Annotated in this window: 18 protein-coding genes and 1 pseudogene; 9 read left to right on the top strand and 10 right to left on the bottom strand. The window is 68.3% G+C overall.

The window, feature by feature from the left end; genetic code table 11:
• A complete protein-coding gene (rmuC, locus tag ACQE3C_RS10190; protein WP_434539075.1) occupies window positions 1–1,461 on the top strand; it encodes a DNA recombination protein RmuC in 1,461 nt (486 codons plus the stop codon).
• Between the two features lie 49 nt (window positions 1,462–1,510).
• A complete protein-coding gene (gene ilvA / locus ACQE3C_RS10185; RefSeq protein WP_434539074.1) occupies window positions 1,511–2,788 on the top strand; it encodes a threonine ammonia-lyase IlvA in 1,278 nt (425 codons plus the stop codon).
• A gap of 19 nt (window positions 2,789–2,807) precedes the next feature.
• Here the strand turns inward: ilvA and ACQE3C_RS10180 are convergent, their stop codons facing one another.
• Window positions 2,808–3,773 (bottom strand): 4-hydroxy-3-methylbut-2-enyl diphosphate reductase, encoded by a 966-nt coding sequence (locus tag ACQE3C_RS10180; protein WP_434539073.1) that lies wholly within the window; start codon window positions 3,771–3,773, stop codon window positions 2,808–2,810.
• 77 nt (window positions 3,774–3,850) lie between these two features.
• On the opposite strand from ACQE3C_RS10180, the gene ACQE3C_RS10175 reads away from it, so the two are divergent.
• From ACQE3C_RS10175 to ACQE3C_RS10165, 3 genes are read left to right on the top strand one after another with little or no spacing between them, the layout of a single operon-like run.
• Complete coding sequence (locus tag ACQE3C_RS10175; protein ID WP_434539072.1) at window positions 3,851–4,648, top strand: DUF2510 domain-containing protein; 798 nt, start codon at window positions 3,851–3,853, stop codon at window positions 4,646–4,648.
• A 34-nt stretch (window positions 4,649–4,682) separates the two neighbouring features.
• On the top strand, window positions 4,683–5,933 hold the full coding sequence (gene xseA, locus ACQE3C_RS10170) for an exodeoxyribonuclease VII large subunit (RefSeq protein WP_434539071.1): 1,251 nt from the start codon (window positions 4,683–4,685) through the stop codon (window positions 5,931–5,933).
• Window positions 5,926–6,138 (top strand): exodeoxyribonuclease VII small subunit, encoded by a 213-nt coding sequence (locus ACQE3C_RS10165; RefSeq protein WP_434539070.1) that lies wholly within the window; start codon window positions 5,926–5,928, stop codon window positions 6,136–6,138. Before xseA ends, ACQE3C_RS10165 begins: the two co-directional genes overlap by 8 nt.
• Here ACQE3C_RS10165 and ACQE3C_RS10160 read toward each other — a convergent pair.
• The 3 genes from ACQE3C_RS10160 to trhA all read right to left on the bottom strand — a co-directional run bounded on the left by ACQE3C_RS10160 (window position 6,127) and on the right by trhA (window position 8,978).
• A complete protein-coding gene (locus ACQE3C_RS10160) occupies window positions 6,127–6,675 on the bottom strand; it encodes a DUF4245 domain-containing protein (RefSeq protein WP_434539069.1) in 549 nt (182 codons plus the stop codon). The two genes, ACQE3C_RS10165 and ACQE3C_RS10160, sit on opposite strands and share 12 nt — an antisense overlap.
• Window positions 6,676–6,720: 45 nt before the next feature.
• Window positions 6,721–8,004 (bottom strand): PhoH family protein, encoded by a 1,284-nt coding sequence (locus tag ACQE3C_RS10155; RefSeq protein WP_434539218.1) that lies wholly within the window; start codon window positions 8,002–8,004, stop codon window positions 6,721–6,723.
• Between the two features lie 299 nt (window positions 8,005–8,303).
• Window positions 8,304–8,978, bottom strand: a complete 675-nt coding sequence (trhA, locus tag ACQE3C_RS10150) for a PAQR family membrane homeostasis protein TrhA (protein WP_434539068.1) — start codon at window positions 8,976–8,978, stop codon at window positions 8,304–8,306.
• 64 nt (window positions 8,979–9,042) lie between these two features.
• Between trhA and ACQE3C_RS10145 the strand changes: the two genes are divergently transcribed.
• Genes ACQE3C_RS10145 through ACQE3C_RS10135 form a run of 3 tightly spaced genes read left to right on the top strand, consistent with a single transcriptional unit; the run spans window position 9,043 to window position 11,965 of the window.
• A complete protein-coding gene (locus ACQE3C_RS10145) occupies window positions 9,043–9,879 on the top strand; it encodes an isoprenyl transferase (RefSeq protein WP_434539067.1) in 837 nt (278 codons plus the stop codon).
• 26 nt (window positions 9,880–9,905) lie between these two features.
• On the top strand, window positions 9,906–10,256 hold the full coding sequence (locus ACQE3C_RS10140; protein WP_434539066.1) for an ArsR/SmtB family transcription factor: 351 nt from the start codon (window positions 9,906–9,908) through the stop codon (window positions 10,254–10,256).
• Window positions 10,253–11,965, top strand: coding sequence for a SulP family inorganic anion transporter (locus tag ACQE3C_RS10135; protein WP_434539065.1), 1,713 nt, complete (start codon window positions 10,253–10,255; stop codon window positions 11,963–11,965). The genes ACQE3C_RS10140 and ACQE3C_RS10135 overlap by 4 nt, the downstream gene beginning before the upstream one ends.
• On the opposite strand, the gene ACQE3C_RS10130 is transcribed toward ACQE3C_RS10135, so the two are convergent.
• The gene (locus ACQE3C_RS10130) at window positions 11,928–13,715 is read right to left on the bottom strand and encodes a glycoside hydrolase family 15 protein (RefSeq protein ID WP_434539064.1); all 1,788 of its coding nucleotides are present in this window, start codon (window positions 13,713–13,715) and stop codon (window positions 11,928–11,930) included. The two genes, ACQE3C_RS10135 and ACQE3C_RS10130, sit on opposite strands and share 38 nt — an antisense overlap.
• Before the next feature lie 15 nt (window positions 13,716–13,730).
• The gene (locus ACQE3C_RS10125; protein ID WP_434539063.1) at window positions 13,731–15,776 is read right to left on the bottom strand and encodes a thioredoxin domain-containing protein; all 2,046 of its coding nucleotides are present in this window, start codon (window positions 15,774–15,776) and stop codon (window positions 13,731–13,733) included.
• 369 nt (window positions 15,777–16,145) lie between these two features.
• Between ACQE3C_RS10125 and ACQE3C_RS10120 the strand changes: the two genes are divergently transcribed.
• Entirely contained in the window at window positions 16,146–17,828 is a 1,683-nt protein-coding gene (locus ACQE3C_RS10120) for a 5-methylcytosine restriction system specificity protein McrC (protein WP_434539062.1), read from the top strand.
• Between the two features lie 51 nt (window positions 17,829–17,879).
• Here ACQE3C_RS10120 and ACQE3C_RS10115 read toward each other — a convergent pair whose 3' ends face one another.
• From ACQE3C_RS10115 to ACQE3C_RS10100, 4 genes and pseudogenes are all read right to left on the bottom strand, one after another.
• Window positions 17,880–18,278 carry a hypothetical protein gene (locus tag ACQE3C_RS10115; protein WP_434539061.1) on the bottom strand — a complete coding sequence of 133 codons (399 nt, stop codon included), beginning with the start codon at window positions 18,276–18,278 and terminating at the stop codon, window positions 17,880–17,882.
• Complete coding sequence (locus ACQE3C_RS10110) at window positions 18,275–18,862, bottom strand: nucleotidyltransferase family protein (RefSeq protein ID WP_434539060.1); 588 nt, start codon at window positions 18,860–18,862, stop codon at window positions 18,275–18,277. Before ACQE3C_RS10110 ends, ACQE3C_RS10115 begins: the two co-directional genes overlap by 4 nt.
• 88 nt (window positions 18,863–18,950) lie before the next feature.
• A complete protein-coding gene (locus ACQE3C_RS10105; RefSeq protein ID WP_434539217.1) occupies window positions 18,951–19,724 on the bottom strand; it encodes a phospholipid scramblase-related protein in 774 nt (257 codons plus the stop codon).
• Between the two features lie 174 nt (window positions 19,725–19,898).
• Window positions 19,899–20,126 (bottom strand): annotated as a pseudogene (locus tag ACQE3C_RS10100) (DUF2510 domain-containing protein); the annotation flags it as partial.
• Window positions 20,127–20,338: the final 212 nt, after the last annotated feature.

Genomic DNA, 20,338 nt, shown 5'->3' with positions numbered 1-20,338 from the left:
ATGACTTCCGCATCGCTCGTCCTGCTGCTGACCGGCCTGGTCGTGGGCGCCCTCGGCACCTGGCTGGTGGCCCGCTCCCGGGGCCAGGCCGACCTGCACGAGGCCCGGGCCGGCGCCGAACGGGCCCGAGCCGAGACCGCACAGGTGCGGGCCGAGCTGGCCACCCAGCGTGAACTGCTGGCCCAGCACCGCACCGAGGCCGCCAATGCCGACGCCGACCGGGCCGAGCACCAGGCCATGGTCAGCCAGGCCCGCACCGAGGCGGCCGAGGCGAAGGCCGACCTGGCCGGCGCCATCGCCCAGCGCGATGCCGCCAGGGCCCAGGTCGCGGCTATCAGCGCCGACCAGCAGCGGATGACCGACCAGTTCAAGCTGCTCTCGGCCGAGCAGCTCGAACAGCAGGGGCGCACCGCCGACGCCGCGGCGGCCGAGCGCCAGAAGGCCGTCGAAGCAGTGGTCACCCCGCTGACCCAGCAGCTGGCCGAGTTCCAGCAGAAGATCACCCTGATGGAGCGCGAGCGCACCGCCCTGACCACCGAACTGCGCGAGCAGGTCAAGCTGGTCAGCGCGACCGGCGACCAGGTCCGCCGCGAGACCCACGCCCTGGCCACCGCGCTGCGCAAGCCGCAGGTGCGCGGCCAGTGGGGTGAGCTGCAGCTCAAGCGGCTGGTCGAGTTCTCCGGCCTGGTCGAGAACATCCACTTCGTGACCCAGGCGACCACCACGACGAGTGCCGAGACCACCATCCGGCCCGACATGACGATCCTGCTGGGTGACGGCAAGCAGGTGCACGTCGACTCGAAGGTGCCGCTGTCGGCCTTCCTCGACGCCCACGAGAGCGAGTCCGAGGTCGAACGCGAGCAGCGCCTGGTCCAGTTCACCCGCAACGTCCGCACCCACATCGACCAGCTCGCCGACAAGAAGTACTGGTCCTCCGAGGTGGCCACCCCGGAGTTCGTGATCATGTTCATCCCGATGGAGTCGCTCTACGCCGAGGCCATGCACCGCATGCCCGACCTGTTCGAGCACGCCACCGCCCGGGGCATCGTGCTGGCCAACCCCGGCTCACTGATCGCACTGCTCAAGACCGTGGCCCACTCGTGGCGGCAGGCCGAACTCGCCGAGAACGCCGGGAAGGTGCTCAGCCTGGCCCGCGAACTGCACGACCGGCTCGCCACCATGGGCGCCAACATCGACAAGCTCGGCCGCGCACTGGGCAGCACGGTGAAGGCCTACAACGCCTCGGTCGGCTCCCTCGAGGCCCGGGTGCTGCCCACCGCCCGCAAGCTGAACGACCTGCATGTCACCGAGGCGGCGCTGGAGTCCCCCAGCCGGGTCGACGCCGAGGTGCGCCCGCTCACCGCCCCCGAACTGGAGATGAGGCGCCCCGACCCGAGCCTGGCGGAGTTGGTCGAGGACACCACACCGGCGCGCACCGCACACCTGCGCCAGCTCGGCTGACCCGCCGCCGACGGCCAAGGGGTGCGAGTTCGCCCGGGTGGGAGTACAAATGAACCTTGTGACCACTCTCGCTGAAACCGCTGCCCTGATCGAGGCCGCCACCGGCGTCCTGCACGGTGTCGCCACGATGACGCCCCTGCAGCACAACGAGCGCCTGTCACAGGCCAGCGGGGCCGAGGTCTGGCTCAAGCGGGAAGACCTGCAGCCGGTGCGCTCCTACAAGTTGCGCGGCGCCTACTTCCTGATGAGCCGGCTCACCGCCGACGAGCGGGCCGCCGGCGTGATCTGCGCCTCGGCCGGCAACCACGGCCAGGGAGTCGCCTGGAGTTGCGCGCGGCTCGGCATCAACGCACGCATCTTCATCCCGTCCACCACCCCGCGCCAGAAGCGTGACCGCATGAACGCGCTGGGCCAGGGCCACATCGAGCTGGTGGTCGGCGGCGACACCTATGACGACGCCTCCACCCTGGCGAAGAAGGTGGCCGCCACCGAGGGGGCCACCATGGTGCCGGCCTTCGACGACCTGCGCACCGTCGCCGGTCAGGGCACCCTGGCCCCCGAGATCGTCGAACAACTCGGCAAGGCCCCCGACGTGCTGCTCGTCCCGGTCGGCGGCGGCGGGCTGCTGTCGGGCCTGGGCGCGTGGTTCCGCATCAACTACCCCGACACCCGCATCATCGGCGTCGAACCCGCCGGGGCGCCCAGCATGATCCGCGCACTGGAGGCCGGGCAGCCGGTCTCGCTGAAGGGCATCGACACCTTCATCGACGGCGCCGCGGTCAGCCGCGCCGGCGACCTCACCCTGCCGCTGGTCAGGCAGGTCGCCCCCGAGATGATCGCCGTGCCTGAGGGGCAGGTCTGCACGGAGATGCTCGACATGTATCAGGTCGACGGCATCATCGCCGAGCCGGCCGGGGCGTTGTCGTCGGCCGCGCTGCGCACCTCCGAGGTCGACAGCGCCGTGGTCATCGGGCCCGGGAAGACAGTCGTCTCGATCGTCTCGGGCGGCAACAATGACGTCTCCCGTTACGCCGAGATCGTCGAGCGCTCCCTGGTGCACCAGGGCCGCAAGCGCTACCTGCTGGTCAGCTTCCCGCAGGAGCCGGGAGCGCTGCGCCGCTTCCTCGACGAGGTGCTCGGCCCCGATGACGACATCGTCCACTTCGAGTACATCAAGCGGTCCAACCGCGACACCGGCCCGGCGCTGGTGGGCATCGAACTGTCCGACCCCTTCGACTTCCCGAAGCTGGTCGAACGCCTCGACGCCACCAACATCCAGGCCGAGGTGCTGCCCGCCGACAGCCCCTTCACCCGACTGCTCGTCTGAGCCGGGCCGCAGAAGCCCGTCAGTGCTGCTGAGCGCGCTTGATGTCCTTGCGCAGTTCCGGCGGCAGCGCGAAGACCAGCGACTCCTCGGTCAGGCGCTCCTCGACCGCGGCCGGGAAGCCGCGGTCCTGCAGGTGTGACAGCACGCCCTGGACCAGTTCGTCGGGCACCGAGGCACCGCTGGTGACCCCGACCGACTCGACTCCCTCGAGCCAGGCATCGTCGATCTCCCCGGCGTTGTCGACGCGGTAGGCGGCCTTGGCGCCGGCATCCAGCGCGACCTCGACCAGCCGCACCGAGTTGGACGAGTTCTGCGAGCCGACCACGATGACCAGGTCGCTGTGCTCGGCGATCTGCTTGATCGCGGCCTGCCGGTTCGAGGTGGCGTAGCAGATGTCGTCCGAGGGCGGGTCCATCAGCAGCGGGAACTTCTCCCGCAGGCGGCGCACCGTCTCATAGGTCTCATCGACGCTCAGGGTGGTCTGGCTGAGCCAGGCCAGCTTGCTCGGGTCCTTGACCTCGAGGGCGTCGACGTCCTCGGGGTGCTCGACCAGGGTCATGTGGTCGGGGGCCTCACCCATGGTGCCCTCGACCTCTTCGTGGTTCGCGTGGCCGATCAGCAGGATCTCGCGGTCGTCGGCGGCGAACCGCTTGGCCTCGTGGTGCACCTTGGTCACCAGCGGGCAGGTCGCGTCAATGGTCTTCAGTTCCCGCTCGGCGGCCTCGGCGTGCACCGCCGGGGAGACCCCGTGGGCGGAGAAGACGACGGTGGCGCCCTCGGGCACCTCGACGAGTTCCTCCACGAAGATCGCCCCACGCTGTTCCAGGGTCTCCACCACGTGCTTGTTGTGCACGATCTGCTTGCGCACGTACACGGGCGGGCCGTACAGGTCCAGGGCCTTCTCGACGGTGATCACGGCCCGGTCGACACCCGCACAGTACCCACGGGGTGCGGCCACCACGACACGCTTGGAGGTCTCAGTCATGCCGTCAGTCTACCGGGGGGTGAGCCGGTGCAGCGGCACACTGGAACCCGACCCCACTTCAAGGAGAACGTTGCCGCATGGCCGAACCGGGCTGGTACCACGACCCCACCGGAACTGAGCGCTACCGCTACTGGGACGGCTCGAGCTGGTCGACATCCACCAGCCAGGAACTGCCTGGGGGTCGCGGCCCCCGGTATCGATGGGCCCTGTTCCTGGTCGCCGGTGTCGTCGCCCTCGCGGTGGTGCTCACCCTGCTGCTGCCCCGCGGCGGCACCGACCCCGACACCGACGCCACCGAGCAGACCACCACGACCGAGGCACCCACCGACCCCCAGACCCCGGGCGCCACCCAGACCTCCCGTGACCTGTGCACCGCCGGCAATGGGCGCTACCTGTCGGCATCCAAGCAGAAGAACGTGGTGCACACGGGCCTGGCCATCGACTTCCCGCAGGACTGGGGCTTCCGCCTCGACGTCGACCAGTTCCCCTGGCTCGAAGACGTCTACCCCTTCGGCACGATCGCGAACGACATCGAGGCCGCCATCATCATCGGACGACAGCCCGCCGCACTGCCCACCGACCTGACCCTGGCCGTGCAGCAGAACTGGTTGTGCTTCGTCGACCGCGGTTTCCTGCAGGACGAGGGCCTGCCCGACGAACTACCGGCCGACGTCGAGACCATCGAGACCAACGGCGTCCCCGGGGCGAAGGCCGACATCACCGCCGAGACCAGCCAGGGCAAGGTGGTCCTCACCATCCGCGTCCACCACACCGGCAGCGCACTGGTGAGCTTCATCGGCTACCACGACCAGGCTGGCGACACCGCGATCGACGAGCAGATCCGCACCACCCTGGACACCATCCGCCGCGGCTGACGATTCTGTCGGACCCACCACCTAGGGTGGTTGCGTGGCCGAACTCCAGAGCTCTGCTGACCGCCCCCAACCGCTGGGGCGGGTGGTCGCTGCGCTCAAGGGCTGGGTGGAACGCACCGGCGACATCTGGGTCGAGGGCCAGGTGCTCGAGATCAACCGCCGCAGCGGCGCCACCCAGTACCTCAAGCTGCGTGACTCGCGGGTCAACGTGTCGGCCACACTGACCTGCAGCCGGCTCGTGCTCGACAATGCCGGCCCGCTCACCGAAGGCGCCACCGTCGCCGCGTGGGTGAAGGCCCGCGTGTGGGAGCAGAACACCCAACTCAGTTTCGAGTGCCGGGAACTGCGCCCCATGGGCGAGGGCCAGCTGCTGGCCCGCCTCGAACACCTCAAACGCACCCTGCAAGCTGAGGGCCTGTTCGACCCGCACCGCAAACAGCGGCTGCCGTTCGTCCCGGCCGTCATCGGGCTGATCTCGGGCGCCAACTCCGACGCCGAACGCGACGTGGTCACCAACACCCGCCGCCGCTGGCCCTCGGCCCGCTTCGAGGTGCGCAACACCCCGGTGCAGGGCGCCACCGCGGCGGCCGAGATCATCGACGCCCTGGCCGAGCTCGACCGCACCCCCGGCGTCGAGGTGATCGTGATCGCCCGCGGCGGCGGTTCCTTGGAAGACCTGCTGCCCTTCTCCGACGAGGGCCTGGTGCGGGCGGTCGCCGCCTGCCGCACCCCGGTGGTCTCGGCGATCGGCCACGAGAAGGACTCCCCCATCCTCGACAACGTCGCCGACCTGCGCGCCTCGACCCCGACCGATGCCGCGAAACGGATCGTCCCCGATGCCACCGAGGAACGTGCCCTGGTGCAGCAGGCCCGCAGCCGGATGGCGCAGGCGGTGGTTTCCCGGCTCGAGAACGAACAGCGGCTGCTCGACCAGCTGCGCTCCCGCCCGGTGTTGCTGAACCCGCTGGCCAGCTTCGAGATGCACCAGGAACGTCTCGACTCCCAGCGCGCCAGCCTGCACGCGGCCATCAGCCGCGCCGTGGACGACGAGTCACGCCAGCTGCGCCACCTGCTCGAACGTGTCCGGTCCCTGTCACCGCAGCGGACCCTGGAACGCGGCTACGCCATCCTCACCGACGGCACCGACACCATCACCTCGGTCACCTCGGTGGACGAGGGCGACGACCTGCTGGCCTACCTCGCCGACGGCGAGCTCGTCCTCGAAGTGCGCCAGAGCACCCCGAACCCCCACCCCCAAGCACCGGCCGGAGGCGACCATGACTGAGACCCCGCAGATCCCCTACGAGCAGGCCCGCGCCGAACTGGCCGAGGTGGTCACCAAACTCGAGTCGGGCCGCGCCCCGCTGGCCGAGTCGATGCAGCTGTGGCAGCGCGGCGAGCAGCTGGCCGAGATCTGCCAGCAGTGGCTGGACGGGGCCCGCGCCACGGTCGAGGCCGCCCGCAAGTCAGTCGACAAGTCACTCGAGTAGCCCGGCGACCTCACTGAGGCGTTCCACCCCGGCGTCGGAGACCAGCACGGTGGTCACCCCGGCATCACTGGTGTGCACCAGCGAATGGGTGCGCCGGTCGGCCGAGAGGTAGTGCTGCCACTCCCGGCCGGCGGCCTCGACCGGCCCGACCGGGGTGCCCTCCCGGGTGACGTGCACCAGGTAGGGCGCGGCCGGGGCACTGGTCTGGTTGATCGCGAAGTAGACCTGGTGATCGGCCAGGAACCCCAACTCCAACGTCGGGCCACCGGCCGGGTCACCCGAGGGCAGCACCTGGCCGGTCTCCACCCAGACCGCCTTGGTGGCCGTCCACCCGGCGGGCAACGCCTTCAGCGTCTGCACCTCGAACTCGTCGGCCTGCTGCGCCTGGGCCACCACCGACTGCCAGTCCACCGAGGTCACCGGCGGCCCCTCGGGGTCGCGGGTGAAGAACCAGGTGATCAGCAGCACCGGCACCATCAACACGATGATGGTCCAGATCATGTCGCGGGCAGTTGCGTTCTTGTTGGGTCCAGCCACCCGGCCAGTGTCCCAGCTACACCAACCGGGGACCAATCAGCCCCATCAGAGGGATTCCTCCAGCATGTCGGTGACCAGGGCGGCGATCGGGGAACGCTCCGAGCGGGTCAGGGTCACGTGGCCGAACAGCGGGTTGCCCTTCAGCTTCTCGACCACGGCCGCGACCCCGTCGTGGCGCCCGACCCGCAGGTTGTCACGCTGGGCCACGTCGTGGGTCAGTACCACCCGCGAGTTCTGCCCGATGCGGCTGAGCACCGTCAGCAGCACATTGCGTTCCAGCGACTGCGCCTCGTCGACGATCACGAACGCGTCATGCAGCGAACGCCCACGGATGTGGGTCAGCGGCAGCACCTCGAGCATCTCCTGCTCGATGATCTCGTCGATCACGTACTTGTTGGTCAGCGCCCCGAGGGTGTCGAAGACGGCCTGGCCCCACGGCGACATCTTCTCGTTCTCGTTGCCGGGCAGGTAGCCGAGCTCCTGGCCGCCGACCGCGTACAGCGGCCGGAACACCATCATCTTGGAGTACATCCGGCGTTCCATCACCATCTCGAGCCCCGCACACAGGGCCAGGGCCGACTTGCCGGTGCCGGCGCGCCCACCCAGCGACACGATGCCGACCTCCGGGTCGAGCAGCAGGTCGAGCGCGACCCGCTGCTCAGCCGATCGTCCGTGCAGCCCGAACGCTTCGCGGTCGGACTTCACCAGCCGCACCTGCCCGGTGGCGGTCTTGCGCCCCAGCGCGGTACCGCTGGACGAGTGCAGCACCAGGCCGGTGTTGACCGGCAGCGACTCCGCCTCGGCGACCTCGGCCGACCCGCCTGCGTAGAGTGCGTCGATGACCTCACCGGGCACCTCGAGTGACTTCATGCCGGTCCAACCGGTGTCACGGGCCAGTTCGGCGCGGTACTCCTGGGCCTGCAGCCCGACCGCCGAGGCCTTGACCCGCATCGGCAGGTCCTTCGAGACCAGCACCACGTCGGCACCCTCGGCCTGGTAGTTCAGCGCCACCGCCAGGATGCGGGTGTCGTTGTCGCCCAGCCGGAAGCCGAGCGGCAGCCGGGTCTGGTCGGTGTGGTTCAGCTCCACGTGGATCACCCCACCGCGGTCATTGACCGGGATCGGCTCGTCGAGTCGTCCGTGCTCAACCCGCAGGTCGTCCAGCAGTCGCAGCGCCGAGCGGGCGAAGTAGCCCAGTTCCGGGTGGTGGCGCTTGGCCTCGAGTTCGGTGATGACCACGATCGGCACGACGATGGCGTGCTCGGCGAAACGCAGCAATGCGCGGGGGTCACTCAGCAGCACGGAGGTGTCGATCACATAGGTGGTCAGCGGCCGGGAGGAACCGGTGAACGCGAGGGGCGGGGCCGCCTGGTCCGGCGTGGTGTTCTGGTCGGTGGCGCTCTTGAGCACGGTGTTTCCTTCCCGTGGCAAGGGCCTCACACCAACGGCGAACAACCCTTGCTGGATCTTTCGTTCCGTGGTGAAGCATCGTCGGGGAAGGCGGGCCATGGGGCCCTGACAGCCGCTTCTGGTCCCGACGCTAATCGCCGTGACTGCCCGATCCCGGTTGGCGCGCCGGAAATTCATTCCGGCCGCGCGAGAGTTCACCCAGTGTTTGCCGAGCAGGCTCAGGCGAAGGTGGCCACGCAGATCGCGGCGAAGTGGCACAGTGCGGCCACCACCGTCGCGGCGTGGAAGATCTCGTGGAAGCCGAACCAGGTCGGTGACGGGTTGGGCCGCTTGCGGGCATAGACCACCGCACCGAGTGAGTAGACCAGGCCACCGGCGATGATCAGCGCCACCACGAGCGGCCCGCCGTTGGTCCAGAACTGGCCCAGCCAGCCGACCGCCGCCCAGCCCATCAGCAGGTACAGCGCGGTGTAGAGCCAGCGTGGGGCCGACAGCCACAGCACCCGGAACCCGACGCCCAGCGCGGCCGCGACCCAGATCAGCACCAGCAGCGCTACCCGGGAGCGTCCCTCGAGCAGTTGCACGGCCAGCGGCGTGTAGGTGCCGGCGATGAACACGAAGATGTTGGCGTGGTCGAAGCGGCGCAGCAGTCTCGTGGTGCGTTCGCTCCAGGTGCCGCGGTGGTAGACCGCAGAGTTGCCGAACAGCAGCAGGGCGCTCAACAGGTAGACCGCCACGGCCACTCGTCCGCCGATGGTCGGGGTGAAGATGATCAGCACCAGCCCGCCCAGGAAGGCCAGCGGGGTCATGCCGGTGTGCAGCCACCCCCTCAGCCGGGGCTTCACTGCTGCCACCACGTCCGCCACCCGGGGCGACTCACTCAACTTCTGCACACCACTAACCTACGCTTGCGTAGGTTCAGGTACAACACGGCCCCGCTTCGCTAGGCTGACCAGCATGTCGAAGTCGTCACTGTTCAGCCGACTGCGCAGCCCCGAGGGCAGGCAGGAACTGATCGACCGACTGCACCCGCGCGGACTGCTCTACCGCTCCTACGAGGGGCGACTCACCGCCGAGCTCGACCGCGACCGGCTGCCGCAGCACGTGGCGGTGATGGCCGACGGGAACCGCCGCTGGGCCCGACTGAACGCCCCCGGCCAGCCACTGATCACCGGGTACCGGGCCGGCGCCGACAAGCTGCGCGACTTCTGCGGGTGGTGCGACGAGTCCGGCATCGGTCGGGTCACCCTGTGGGTGCTGAGCACCGACAACCTGCAGCGCGCCGACCGTGACGAGCTCGACGGGCTGCTGCAGGTGATCGGCGACATGGTCACCGACCTGGCCACCCACCCCAACTGGCGGGTGCAGATCGTCGGCGCGATGGACCTGCTGCCCGACGACATCGCCGCCCGGCTCAAGGCCGCCACCGAACCCACCGCCGGGCGCACCGGCATGCACATCAACATCGCGGTCAGCTACGGCGGACGACACGAGTTGCGCGACGCCTTCCGTTCCCTGCTGGCCGAAGAGGCCGAGAAGGGGACGACCTTGGCCGAGTTGGCCACCACCTTGGAGATCGAGCAGATCGCTGACCACCTGTACACCAAGGGGCAGCCCGACCCCGACCTGATCATCCGTACCAGCGGTGAGCAGCGGGTCTCGGGGTTCCTGATCTGGCAGAGCGTGCACAGTGAGCTGTACTTCTGTGAGGCGCTGTGGCCCGACTTCCGCCGGGTCGACTTCCTGCGCGCCCTGCGTTCCTTCACCCAGCGTGAGCGTCGCTACGGCCGCTGAGCAAACACCGATATGATGACTTCATCATGTCACCACATTGGCAGGCCTCCCCGCAGGCACCCCTGTACGAAGTCAAGGCCGGGCTGTTCCGCGGCCTGTCCCACCCGCTGCGCATCCGGGTGCTCGAACTGCTCGCTGACGGCCAGGAGCACACCGTCGCCGAACTGCTCGAGCAGACCGAGCTCGAGGCCTCGCACCTGTCCCAGCACCTGGCCGTGCTGCGCCACAACCGGCTGGTGATCTCCGAGCGGCGCGGCAGCCACGTGCACTACCGGCTGTTCTCACCGGCGGTCGCCGACCTGCTCAGCGTCGCCCGCCGGCTGTTGACCGAACTGGTCGACGACGTCGAGTCCCTGCCGAAGTTGCCCACGCCATGAGCGCCCCCACCCAGAACGCCGCCATCCCGGCGAGGCGGTCGCGGTCGTGGCGCACCCTGCTGCCGTCGTGGTCGGACTACCGCGACCTGCGCACCACCTGGCGCAAGGACCTGCTGGCCGGGCTCACCGTCGGCATCGTCGCGCTGCCGCTGGCCCTCGGTTTCGGGGTCAGCTCCGGTGTGACCGCCGAGGCCGGCCTGATCACCGCCATCGTGGCCGGCATGCTGGCCGCGGTCTTCGGCGGCTCGAACGTGCAGGTGTCGGGGCCCACCGGCGCCATGGCGGTCGTCCTGCTGCCCATCGTCGCCACCCAGGGTGTCGGCGTGGTCGCCGCGATCGCGGTGATGGCCGGCATCATGGTGGTCGCCGCCGGGGCGCTGCGGCTGGGGCGGGTGGTCTCGTTCATCCCCTGGCCGGTGATCGAGGGCTTCACCATGGGCATCGGGGTGATCATCCTGCTGCAGCAGGTGCCGCTGCTGGTCTCACCGGTGCAGTCGGCGGCCGGCGAGCACTCGTCCAACACCGTGGTCGCCGCCGTCCAGTCGATCAGCGAGGCCCAACTCGGCTACCTGCCGTGGAGCCTGGGCGCTGCCGCGGTGGTGGCGGCCTGCATGCTGCTGGCCCCCCGGCTGCACCCGACCCTGCCCGGCTCACTGATCGGCATCGTCGTGGTGACCGTGGTCGCCGCCCTGGTCGACACCCCGCTGGCGGTGATCGGCGAACTCCCCCACACCCTGCCGATGCCGTCGCTGCCCCAGCTCAGCCCCGGTCTGGCCGTCGAACTGCTGCCGGCCGCGGCCACCGTCGCAGCCCTGGCCGCGATCGAGTCTTTGCTCTCGGCGCGGGTCGCGGCGTCCATGGACGACACCGGCCCCTACGACCCCGACCGGGAACTGATCGGCCAGGGCATCGCCTCGATCGGCTCGGGGTTCTTCGGCGGAATGCCGGCCACCGCGGCGCTGGCCCGCACCGCGGTGAACGTCCGTTCGGGCGGTCGCAGCCGGCTCGCGGCGATCACCCATGCGCTGGTGCTGCTGCTGGTGGTGCTGGTCGCCGCCGGCCCGGTGGGCATGATCCCGCTGGCTGCCCTGGGCGGCATCCTGGTGGTCACCGCCACGAAGATGGTGAACCTGGTCACCGCGCGCTCGATCATGGGTTCCACGAAGGGCGATGCGATCAGCTTCGTGGTCACCTTCGTCGTCACCCTGGCCTTCGACCTGATCGTGGCCGTGGTGGTGGGCATGGTGCTGCTGGGCATTGTCGCGATCCGCAACATGGTGCGCGCCACCGAGGTCAGCCGGGAACCGATCCGCGGGCAGGACCTGCCCGGTGACGAGCAGATCGCCATCCTGCGCTTCGACGGGCCGCTGATCTTCGCCTCGTCCGAGAAGGTATTCGACGCGGCCGTGCACATCCAGGGGGTGACCGTGGTGATCCTGCGGATGTCGCAGCTCGAACTGGTCGACGCCAGCGGCGCCCGGGTGCTCAGCGAGATCGTCACCGGCCTGGAACGGCGCGGCATCACCGTGCTGCTGAAGGGTGTGCAGCCCGGCCACGAGCAGATCTTCCGGTCGGTGGGTGTGCTCGACTCACTGCGCCACCACAAGCACCTGTTCGTCGCCATGGACGATGCCCTGGCCCACGCCCGCATCCACGTCGAACGTGAGCGGGCTAACCGAGAACCTCGTCCAACGCATCAGCTGCCCTGATCAACCCCAGGTGGCTGAACGCCTGCGGGAAGTTGCCGGCCAGCCGCCCGTACACCGGGGAGTACTCCTCGGCGAGCAGGCCCAGGTCGGTGCTGACGCCGACGAGCCGGTCCATCATCGCGCAAGCGTCGAGCAGGCGTCCCGAGCGGGCGTACTGCTCGACCAGCCAGAACGCGCAGATCAGGAAGGAGTACTCGTCGCCCGGCAGCCCGTCGGTGCCGGCAGCGGTGCGGTAGCGGTGGACGAAGCCGTGCTCGTCGAGCAGGTCGGCCTCGATCCGGGCGACGGTGGACAGCATCCGCGGGTCGTCGTGGGCGAGCAACCCGACCTGCGGCAGCTGCAGCAGGGAGGCATCGACCTCGGTGTTCTCATAGGTCTGGGTGAAGCTCTGCAGCTGCTCGTTGAAGCCCCGTTCGAGCACCTCGGCGCGCATCCGGTCACGCAGTTCGCGCCAGCGTTCCACGGGTCCGTCGAGGCCGTACTCCTCGACGGCCCGCACGCCCCGGTCGAACGCGGCCCACATCATGGCCCGGCTGTGGGTGAAGTGGTGCAGGTCGCCGCGCATCTCCCAGATGCCGTGGTCGCGACGTTCGAGGTTGGCTTCCTGGAAGTCGAGCATCGACTTCTGCAGTCCCCACGAGAACTCGTCCTCGGCGACGCCGGCCTCGCGCAGGGTGTGCAGGGCGACCATCACCTCACCGACGACATCGGCCTGGTACTGGCCGGCTGCCCCGTTGCCGATCCGCACCGGGGTCGAGTTCTCATAGCCGGGCAGGTGGTCGAGTTCGAACTCGGGCAGGTGGCGTTCCCCGCCCAGTCCGTACATGATGCGCAGCTTGTTGGGGTCACCGGCGATGGCGCGCAGCAGCCAGTGGCGCCAGCGGTTGGCGCCGTCGGTGAAGCCGTGGGCCAGCAGTGCCTCGATGGTCAGCGCCGAGTCACGCAGCCACACGTAGCGGTAGTCCCAGTTGCGGCTGCCGCCGAACTCCTCGGGCAGTGAGGTGGTCGGGGCTGCCACGATGCCGCCGGTCACCTCGTCGGTCAGCGCCCGCAGGGTCAGCAGGGATCGGCGGACCTGTTCGGCGTAGGGGCCGCGCACGTCGATCGCGGACGCCCAGTCGTTCCAGGCGGCGATGGTGGCCTCCATGCCGGTGACCGGTTCGAGCACCTCGGGGTACTCGTGGAACGACGGTGACCAGGACAGGTCCCAGTGCAGCTCGTCGCCGGCGGTCAGTTCGAACTCACCGACATGGACGTCGTCGCGCTGTTCCAGCAGCGGCCCGCGCAGCAGCAGCGAGTCGGGACCGGCGACGGCCAGGATTTCGCAGGCGTCACCGTCGGTCACGTTGCGGAAGTAGGGCACGGCCTCGCCGTAGCTGAACCTGATCCGCAGCACGTTGCGCACGACCAGGTGGCCGGCGTCGCAGCGCACGCTGCGCATCAGGTCGTGGCGGGTGGGTTGGTCGGGGGCGGCGACGGGCATGTAGTCGGTCACCGTGACCTGGCCGGTGGGGGTGCGCCAGGTGGTCTGCAGGACGAACGAGTCGCCGACGTAGCGGCGGTCGACGACCTCACCGTCGACGGCTTCGAGGGTCCAGTGGCCGGCGTCCTCACCGCCGAGGATCGCGGTGAACACCGCCTGGGAGTCGAACCGGGGCAGGCAGAGCCAGTCGATGCTGCCCTGTTCGGAGACCAGGGCGGCGCTGTGCTGGTCGGACAGCAGGGCGTACTTCTCCAGCGGGGTGTCCATGGGTTCTTCCCGGGATCAGGTGCGGCTCCACAGCGGGGTCTTGAACTCGGTGTAGCTGGTCACCGGTTCGAAGCAGACCTGCCCGCGGCAGACGTAGGCGGTGGCCTGCCCGTCGCGCTGCTCGCGGTCGTCGAACAGGTGCCCGAAGCCGGTCGTCCCGGCGGGGCCGGCGACGATCGCCGAACCGGCCGGCGCCATCCGCCAGGCGGCGCGGACGAGCTGGTTCATCCGGTCGTCCTCGTCGACCACGATGGTGACGTCGGCGAGTTTCAGGCCGCGGCGGGCCTCGTCCATGACGAGCACGTCGGCCAGGCTCCAGCCGGCGTGGCGGGGAGCGGCGGCGACGGTGGCCCACGTCGTCCGGGCGGCGGCGTCGGCGCGCTCGCCGTAGCGCTGCTCACCGGTCAGCACCCCGACCGCGCGCAGGGCGTGGACCATGGTGGCGGTGCCGCTGGGGGTGGCGTTGTCCATCAGGTCGCGGGGGCGGGCGAAGCGCAGGTCGTCGTCACCGGCGTCGAAGAACCCGCCGTCGTCGGCGCTGAACAGTTCGTCGGCCTGGTCGACGAGCCAGGCGGCGCGTTCGAGCCAGGTGGCGTCCCCGAGGGCGCCGGCGAGGCGGGTGAAGCCCAGCGCCAGGGCGCCGTAGTCCTCGGTGACGGCCGGGCTGTCGCCGGGCACGCCGCCGCGGCTGCTGCGGCGCAGTTCGCGGACGCCGTCGACCTCGACCAGGTGCACCTGCCAGACCGCCTCGGCGGCACGGCGGGCCAGTTCAACCCATTCGGGCTTGTCGAAGACCATGCCGGCGGTGACCAGCGAGTCGATCGCCAGCCCGTTCCAGGAGGCGATGACCTTGTCGTCGCGGGCCGGGCGGAAGCGCCCGTCGCGGACCTCCTTGAGCCGGGCCGAGACCCGTTCGAGGCGGGGCCAGTCGCCGACCTTGCGCAGCTGCAGGGTCGACAGGCCGTGCTCGAAGGTGCCCTGGTTGGTGACGTGGAAGACGTCCTGCGCCCAGGCGGCGTCGTCCTCACCCAGAGCATCGTTGAGCAGTTCGGGGTTCCAGACGTAGTAGATGCCCTCGTGCACCGAGCCGCGGATGTCGACCGAGTCGGCGTCCAGCGACGAGGCGAACCCGCCGTTCTCGGTGGCCATCTCGTCGGCCAGCCAGTCGACGATGCCGAAGATGACCCGTTCGAACAGGGCCCGCTTGTCGGGGTCGTGGTCGGCGGTGCGCCGCCAGGTGCGGGTGTAGGTGCCCAGCAGCAGCGCGTTGTCGTAGAGCATCTTCTCGAAGTGCGGCACCACCCACTGGGCGTCGACCGAGTAGCGGTGGAAGCCGCCGCCGATCTGGTCGTGGATGCCGCCGCGGGCCATCGTCTCGCAGGTCAGCTGGGCCATGTCGAGGCTGGTGTGGTCACCCTTGACGAGCAGCGCGTCGAGCACCATCGCTGCGGGGAACTTCGGGGCCGACCCGAAGCCGCCGTGCAGCATGTCGTAGTCCTTGCCGAGCGCGTCGAGGGTCTGCATGGCTGTGGGGGCCTTCTCGGCGGCTTCGGGCACCTGGTTGATCTCGGCCAGCTGCGTGCGGATCTGCTCGGCGGACTCGAGCACCGCCTCGTGCTGCTCGTCCCAGGTCTTGGCGAGCGCCTCGACCAGCTGGGTGAAGCTGGGCAGGCCCTGGCGCGGCTCGGGCGGGAAGTAGGTGCCGGCGAAGAACGGCAGGCCGTCGGGGGTCAGGAAGACCGTCATCGGCCAGCCGCCCTGCCCGGTGAGGGCCTGGGTGGCGTTCATGTAGACCGCATCGACGTCGGGGTGCTCCTCGCGGTCGACCTTGATCGAGACGAAGTGCTCGTTGAGCACCTTGGCCACCTCGGGGTCGTCGAAGGACTCATGGGCCATCACGTGGCACCAGTGGCAGGCGGCATAGCCGACACTCAGCATCACCGGCACGTTGCGTTCCCGGGCCTCGGCGAAAGCCTCCTCACCCCACGGGTACCAGTCCACCGGTTGGCGGGCGTGCTGCAACAGGTAGGGGGAAGTGGCGTCGGACAAGCGGTTCGGCATGGGGCAAGCCTAGTGCGGGGCGCTGACAGCAACGGCCGGCGCCCAACCCCGGTCTCCAGTCGGGGACGATCAAGCCTACGCGCGCCGCGCCTTGGCCACGGCACTGATATTTGTCGGCGGGCATCGCTACGCTCGCCACGAGGCGGAAGGTGGGAGCAACATGGCTGACCATGAAGAGATCGGGGTCCTGGAGCACGAGATTCGGCGGCGGTGGCACGAGACACACATCAAGCGGTTCACCCTCGACACCGAGAATCACGTCCGGTGGCGTGCCCAGAACCTCTCTCCTCATGCAGACGAGGCACGCGACTTTCTTGACGGGCTGCGAAGGTCACGTGAGTTGGGCGCCTTCCAGGCGAGTACCGACAAGTGGGTGCGAAGTTCCCCCTCCGGTTACGCTGGAACCGCGGGACAGAGATCATCAACCAGATCAACAAGTTGTCGCCAGAGCCAGTTGTCGCGGTCACCGTCCTGCTGGATGTCCTGACCACTCCTGTCGACCTCGACGACGCAACACGCAAGATCCAACTCCTCGCCACTCACTTGGAATCGATTCGTGTTGGATCGCACCCCAGCGCCAGCCGCGCACCATTCGTGGCGTCCTACTACTGGGGCCTCGATGCCCCAACGGATTGGCCCGTGGCATGGCCCAAATCCACTGAGTACCTGGAGTACTGCACGGGGGTCTCAACCTACGACGACCAAGGCGACCGGTATGCCGAGCTGTACCGCTATGCAATGGAGCTCGACGGCGATCCACTTCGTTTCGAGCAGGTCACGGACTGGTGGGCCGACCAACGGCCAATAGTCATGGACCCCGCCCTATGTGATCGGGCGGCTCTTCGCGAAGCTGCCGACAAGGTGACCGATGACCCCGAGAGATACCGCGGTAATGCGCGTGCATTGGTGGCCGTCGCCCAACACATCGGAACCTCCCTCGAAGCCAGGATTTCCGGCGCCACGGGTCGTACGCTCAAGGCGCACAAACCATCACTCACATGGGACGGGGTCTGGCCGCGAGGGGATCTCTGGGTGGATTGGCGGGTGCCCGGCACCTACGGCCTTGCCGTGCGGTTGTGGCTCAACGGACGGGGACTCGCGATCGGGCTGCGTCCCTACCCGAATGGCAACGCCGGTGGTACCGAGCGCGTCAGGGCGCTCGTCGAGAGTCATCCTCTACCCGGCTATGAGCTTCTCGCCTCCGGTGGTTCACGGATCGGCAAGGACGTCGGCTTCATTGGAGGCGGCAGTGGTGAGGCGGTCTATGCCCGCTGGTTCGGCCGTGATGCCCTTTCCTCGCTCGACCTGCCGAAGGAAGTCCTCAAGACCGCAGCGGCCGTGGCCCCGTTGATCGCCGTGCTCGCTGGTGATACCAACATCGGCGACGGTGCGGACGAGTTGGCCTCGATCGTTGCCGAGTTCAAGGCGTCGACCGGGTACCCGACGGCTGGCAATGAGCAGGATCAGGCGACCCGTCGGGACTACGCACCGGCGCTCGGTTTGGCCCGTCTGGTGCTCACGAATCTCACTCTGACCGACGTCCGGGGCTCAACCACCGCGTTGTCATTCATGGTCGACATGAACGACCTCTTCCAGCGGTTCGTGACGGAGCGCCTGCGAAGAGAGCTTCAGGGCCGACTGGATCTCATCGGTGAGCCGACCGTTCACTTGGGCCAGGGGCAGCAAGTGGCGATGCAACCGGATCTGGTGTTCCGCGCCCCTCGCGGAGTCATCCGTTACGTGGGCGACATCAAATACAAGCTTGCTCCCGATGCGCGTGGCCGAAGCAGCGATTACTACCAGTTACTGGCCTACACGACCGCCATGGATCTGACCGAAGGCGTCCTGATCTATTGCAGCGACTCGGGCGATACGCACCAGAGCGTTGTGACGGTTAAACACAGCGGGAAGAGGCTCGTTCTTCACTCAATTGACCTGAGCGGAACACCGGCGCAGGTCGAGCACGAAATCGCGACACTGGCCGATGCCATCGCCGCCAGCAGCATTGGGGGTGGCACCTCCTACGTTGCAGGCGATCCCATGGCCCCTTAGGCAGTGCTCTCCTCCCCGTCTCCCACCCGAGGACGAGTGGCTCCGCAGCACTCATCGCTGCCCGAGAAGCACCTTCGCCAGACCCACGAGCAGTTCCGCTCTACGCACCAACGGCTTCGCCTTGGCAAGCGTGATCAGCATGGTGCCGTACTCAACCTCGCTCTTGATGGCGATCAGTTCTCGCAACGACTTTTCTGCAGCCGCGGCCTCAACATGTGCCCCTAGTGCTTGGCGCAATTCCTTCACTGCTGTGGCGTGGTCCTTCGCCTTGCTGGTGTGACCGGTCAGTACGGTGACGATCGCGTCCTTTGCACTGATCCCAGCGTGGATGGCGTCACCTGCGGCTGGATTCGCACGCTCCAGATCGAGATTGTCCTGAGCAGAGTCGAGGTACTCCTGCGCCTTCTGGCGATAGCGGCGCGCATGGGCCCTGCTCTCCACGCTCGTCACGACGCCGTCCGGATCCGACGAGGTAGTTCACCAACCAGAGCGATCCCGTCCCGCCGGATCTCGGCGACAACGGGCTCGCTGTCCTCAGGAGGACGTTCGAGCTCCTCCCGGGTGAGGTGGAGGATGTCACACTCATTGCCGAGTTGTTCCTGGACCTGTCGCTGCAGGTCCGCTCTGCCAGCCCACGCCTCTGATGCGACCACGACCAGATCGATGTCGCTGTCTGCATGTGCCTCACCGCGGGCGACGGATCCAAAAACGATCACAGCGTCGGCACCACTCACAGTTTCGCGTACGACGTGACCCAGCATCTCGACCGGACTGGCCAGGAGTCGCAGTGGCGCGATCGCCACGTGACGTTCGTTGATGCGGTGGACACCAGCTCGGCCGATGGTCTCGGTCGTGATCAGCCCCAGTTGCTCAAGCTCCCGAAGCGCCTGCTGCACCGCACCCAGGCTGTGCCGATCTGCCACCAGTGCATGAACGCGCCGCCCGGTCAGGGGCGCGGCAGTCCGCATCAGTGCGCCGAGCACGGCGCCACGCGCGCCGGGGATCACACCGCCGAAGGCTTCACCAAAGTGCATGTGACCATCCTACTGGTCACATGAACAAAATACAGGTCATTACCCCATGGCCGCCGAGCCACGCATCGGCGTAGCGGCTCATCCCAACTCACCTGAAGGTGCGCGTTCCCGAGAACGTCGACCCACGCGTCTGCTCCCCACGCTCCTTCAGCTCAATGTCGATCGCCAGGGCCGCGGCGATCACCAACGAGCGCAATGGCTCGTCGATCGGGCCATGCAGCTTGATGACGTAATGGTCTGCAGTGGTGAAGCGCTCTTTCATCCACCCCGCCCAGGTCTTGGTCACGCGAGCGATTTCTTTCCCTTCCAGATCACGCACGTTGAACCCCCACTGGTCCATCCCATCGGCGTGCACGGACCCCAGGCGCTTCCCTTGGGCCTCAAGACCAAATCGGGCATGACCGACCTTGTCGAGCCCCTCCACGGACGCCGAGACCACCTCTTGAGCTCCACCCAGGGCGGATGCTGCAAGCAGTCCCGTGACGCCACCGATCGTCCAGCCCACGATGGCTGATGCGCTTGTGATCCCGGTATGCGCCACCGTGGCCACCGCTCCTGCCACGCCCCATGACTCGTGGACAATCTGTCCGATTGGCACTCCTCGTTCCCCTTGCACGGACAGCTTCCCCTTCACCTGGAAAAAGCCCATTGCAGGGCGCATCATGGCGAGAAGAACTCGGCCCTGCGGATCCACCAGGCGATATCGGCGTTCGCGTTTGTCCTCTGCCCGACCAATGATGCTGTCCGCCACTTTGGACGACAGGTCGCGACGAAGTTCCTCGATCGTCCCGAGTTGGTGACCGTGCTGGCTGAACACCGAGTACCCGACCCGTGAACCGAACACCTTGGCCTTCTGGTTCACCACCAGCACCTGCTCTGTGAAAAGGGTGCCCCCTCCCTCGGGAGTCTCGTCAGCAGCCAGCACCTTGCGGGCTTGGCGCGCAACCTTGTTGCTCGTTCGACTCGTGGGCGTCCTCCTGGTTGCGTGCGGCACTGCCGGGTCAACACCCGGGACACCCCGCGACAGCACTCGCTCTGTCCACCGGATACCGTCCCAGTAGCGCTGCTCGTGCCGGCCGAAAGGATCGGGCCACCAGCCCGTCGGCCGCGGCTGTCCCGCTCCGCTCCGTGCCGGGATCAGAGGGTCGACTCCTTGTCGGCCTTGGGACGCGACGTGATCAGTCCACCTGGCACCGTCCCAGTACCTGCGTTCGTGACGGCCTGAGGGATCCGGATGCCACCCTGCCGAGGCTCGTTCGGCCATGCGGCAACGATATCCGTCAGGGCCGCCCGAGAACAGGTCCGCCGACATGGCCGATTAACGCGGACAGCGTTGTGTTCACACCGACACAGGTCGACCTATGTCGGGATGCACCGATTCATGTCGCCACGCCACTCAAACGGTTCGGCGTGCGCGCGAAGGTGTCGCCGCAGCACACCCGGGACGGGATGCTCAGCTGCGCTTCTTGTTCCGGG

The sequence above is a fragment of the Aestuariimicrobium sp. Y1814 genome, assembly GCF_050113895.1.
GTDB lineage: Bacteria > Actinomycetota > Actinomycetes > Propionibacteriales > Propionibacteriaceae > Aestuariimicrobium.
This window is presented reverse-complemented; position numbering and strand designations above follow the sequence as displayed.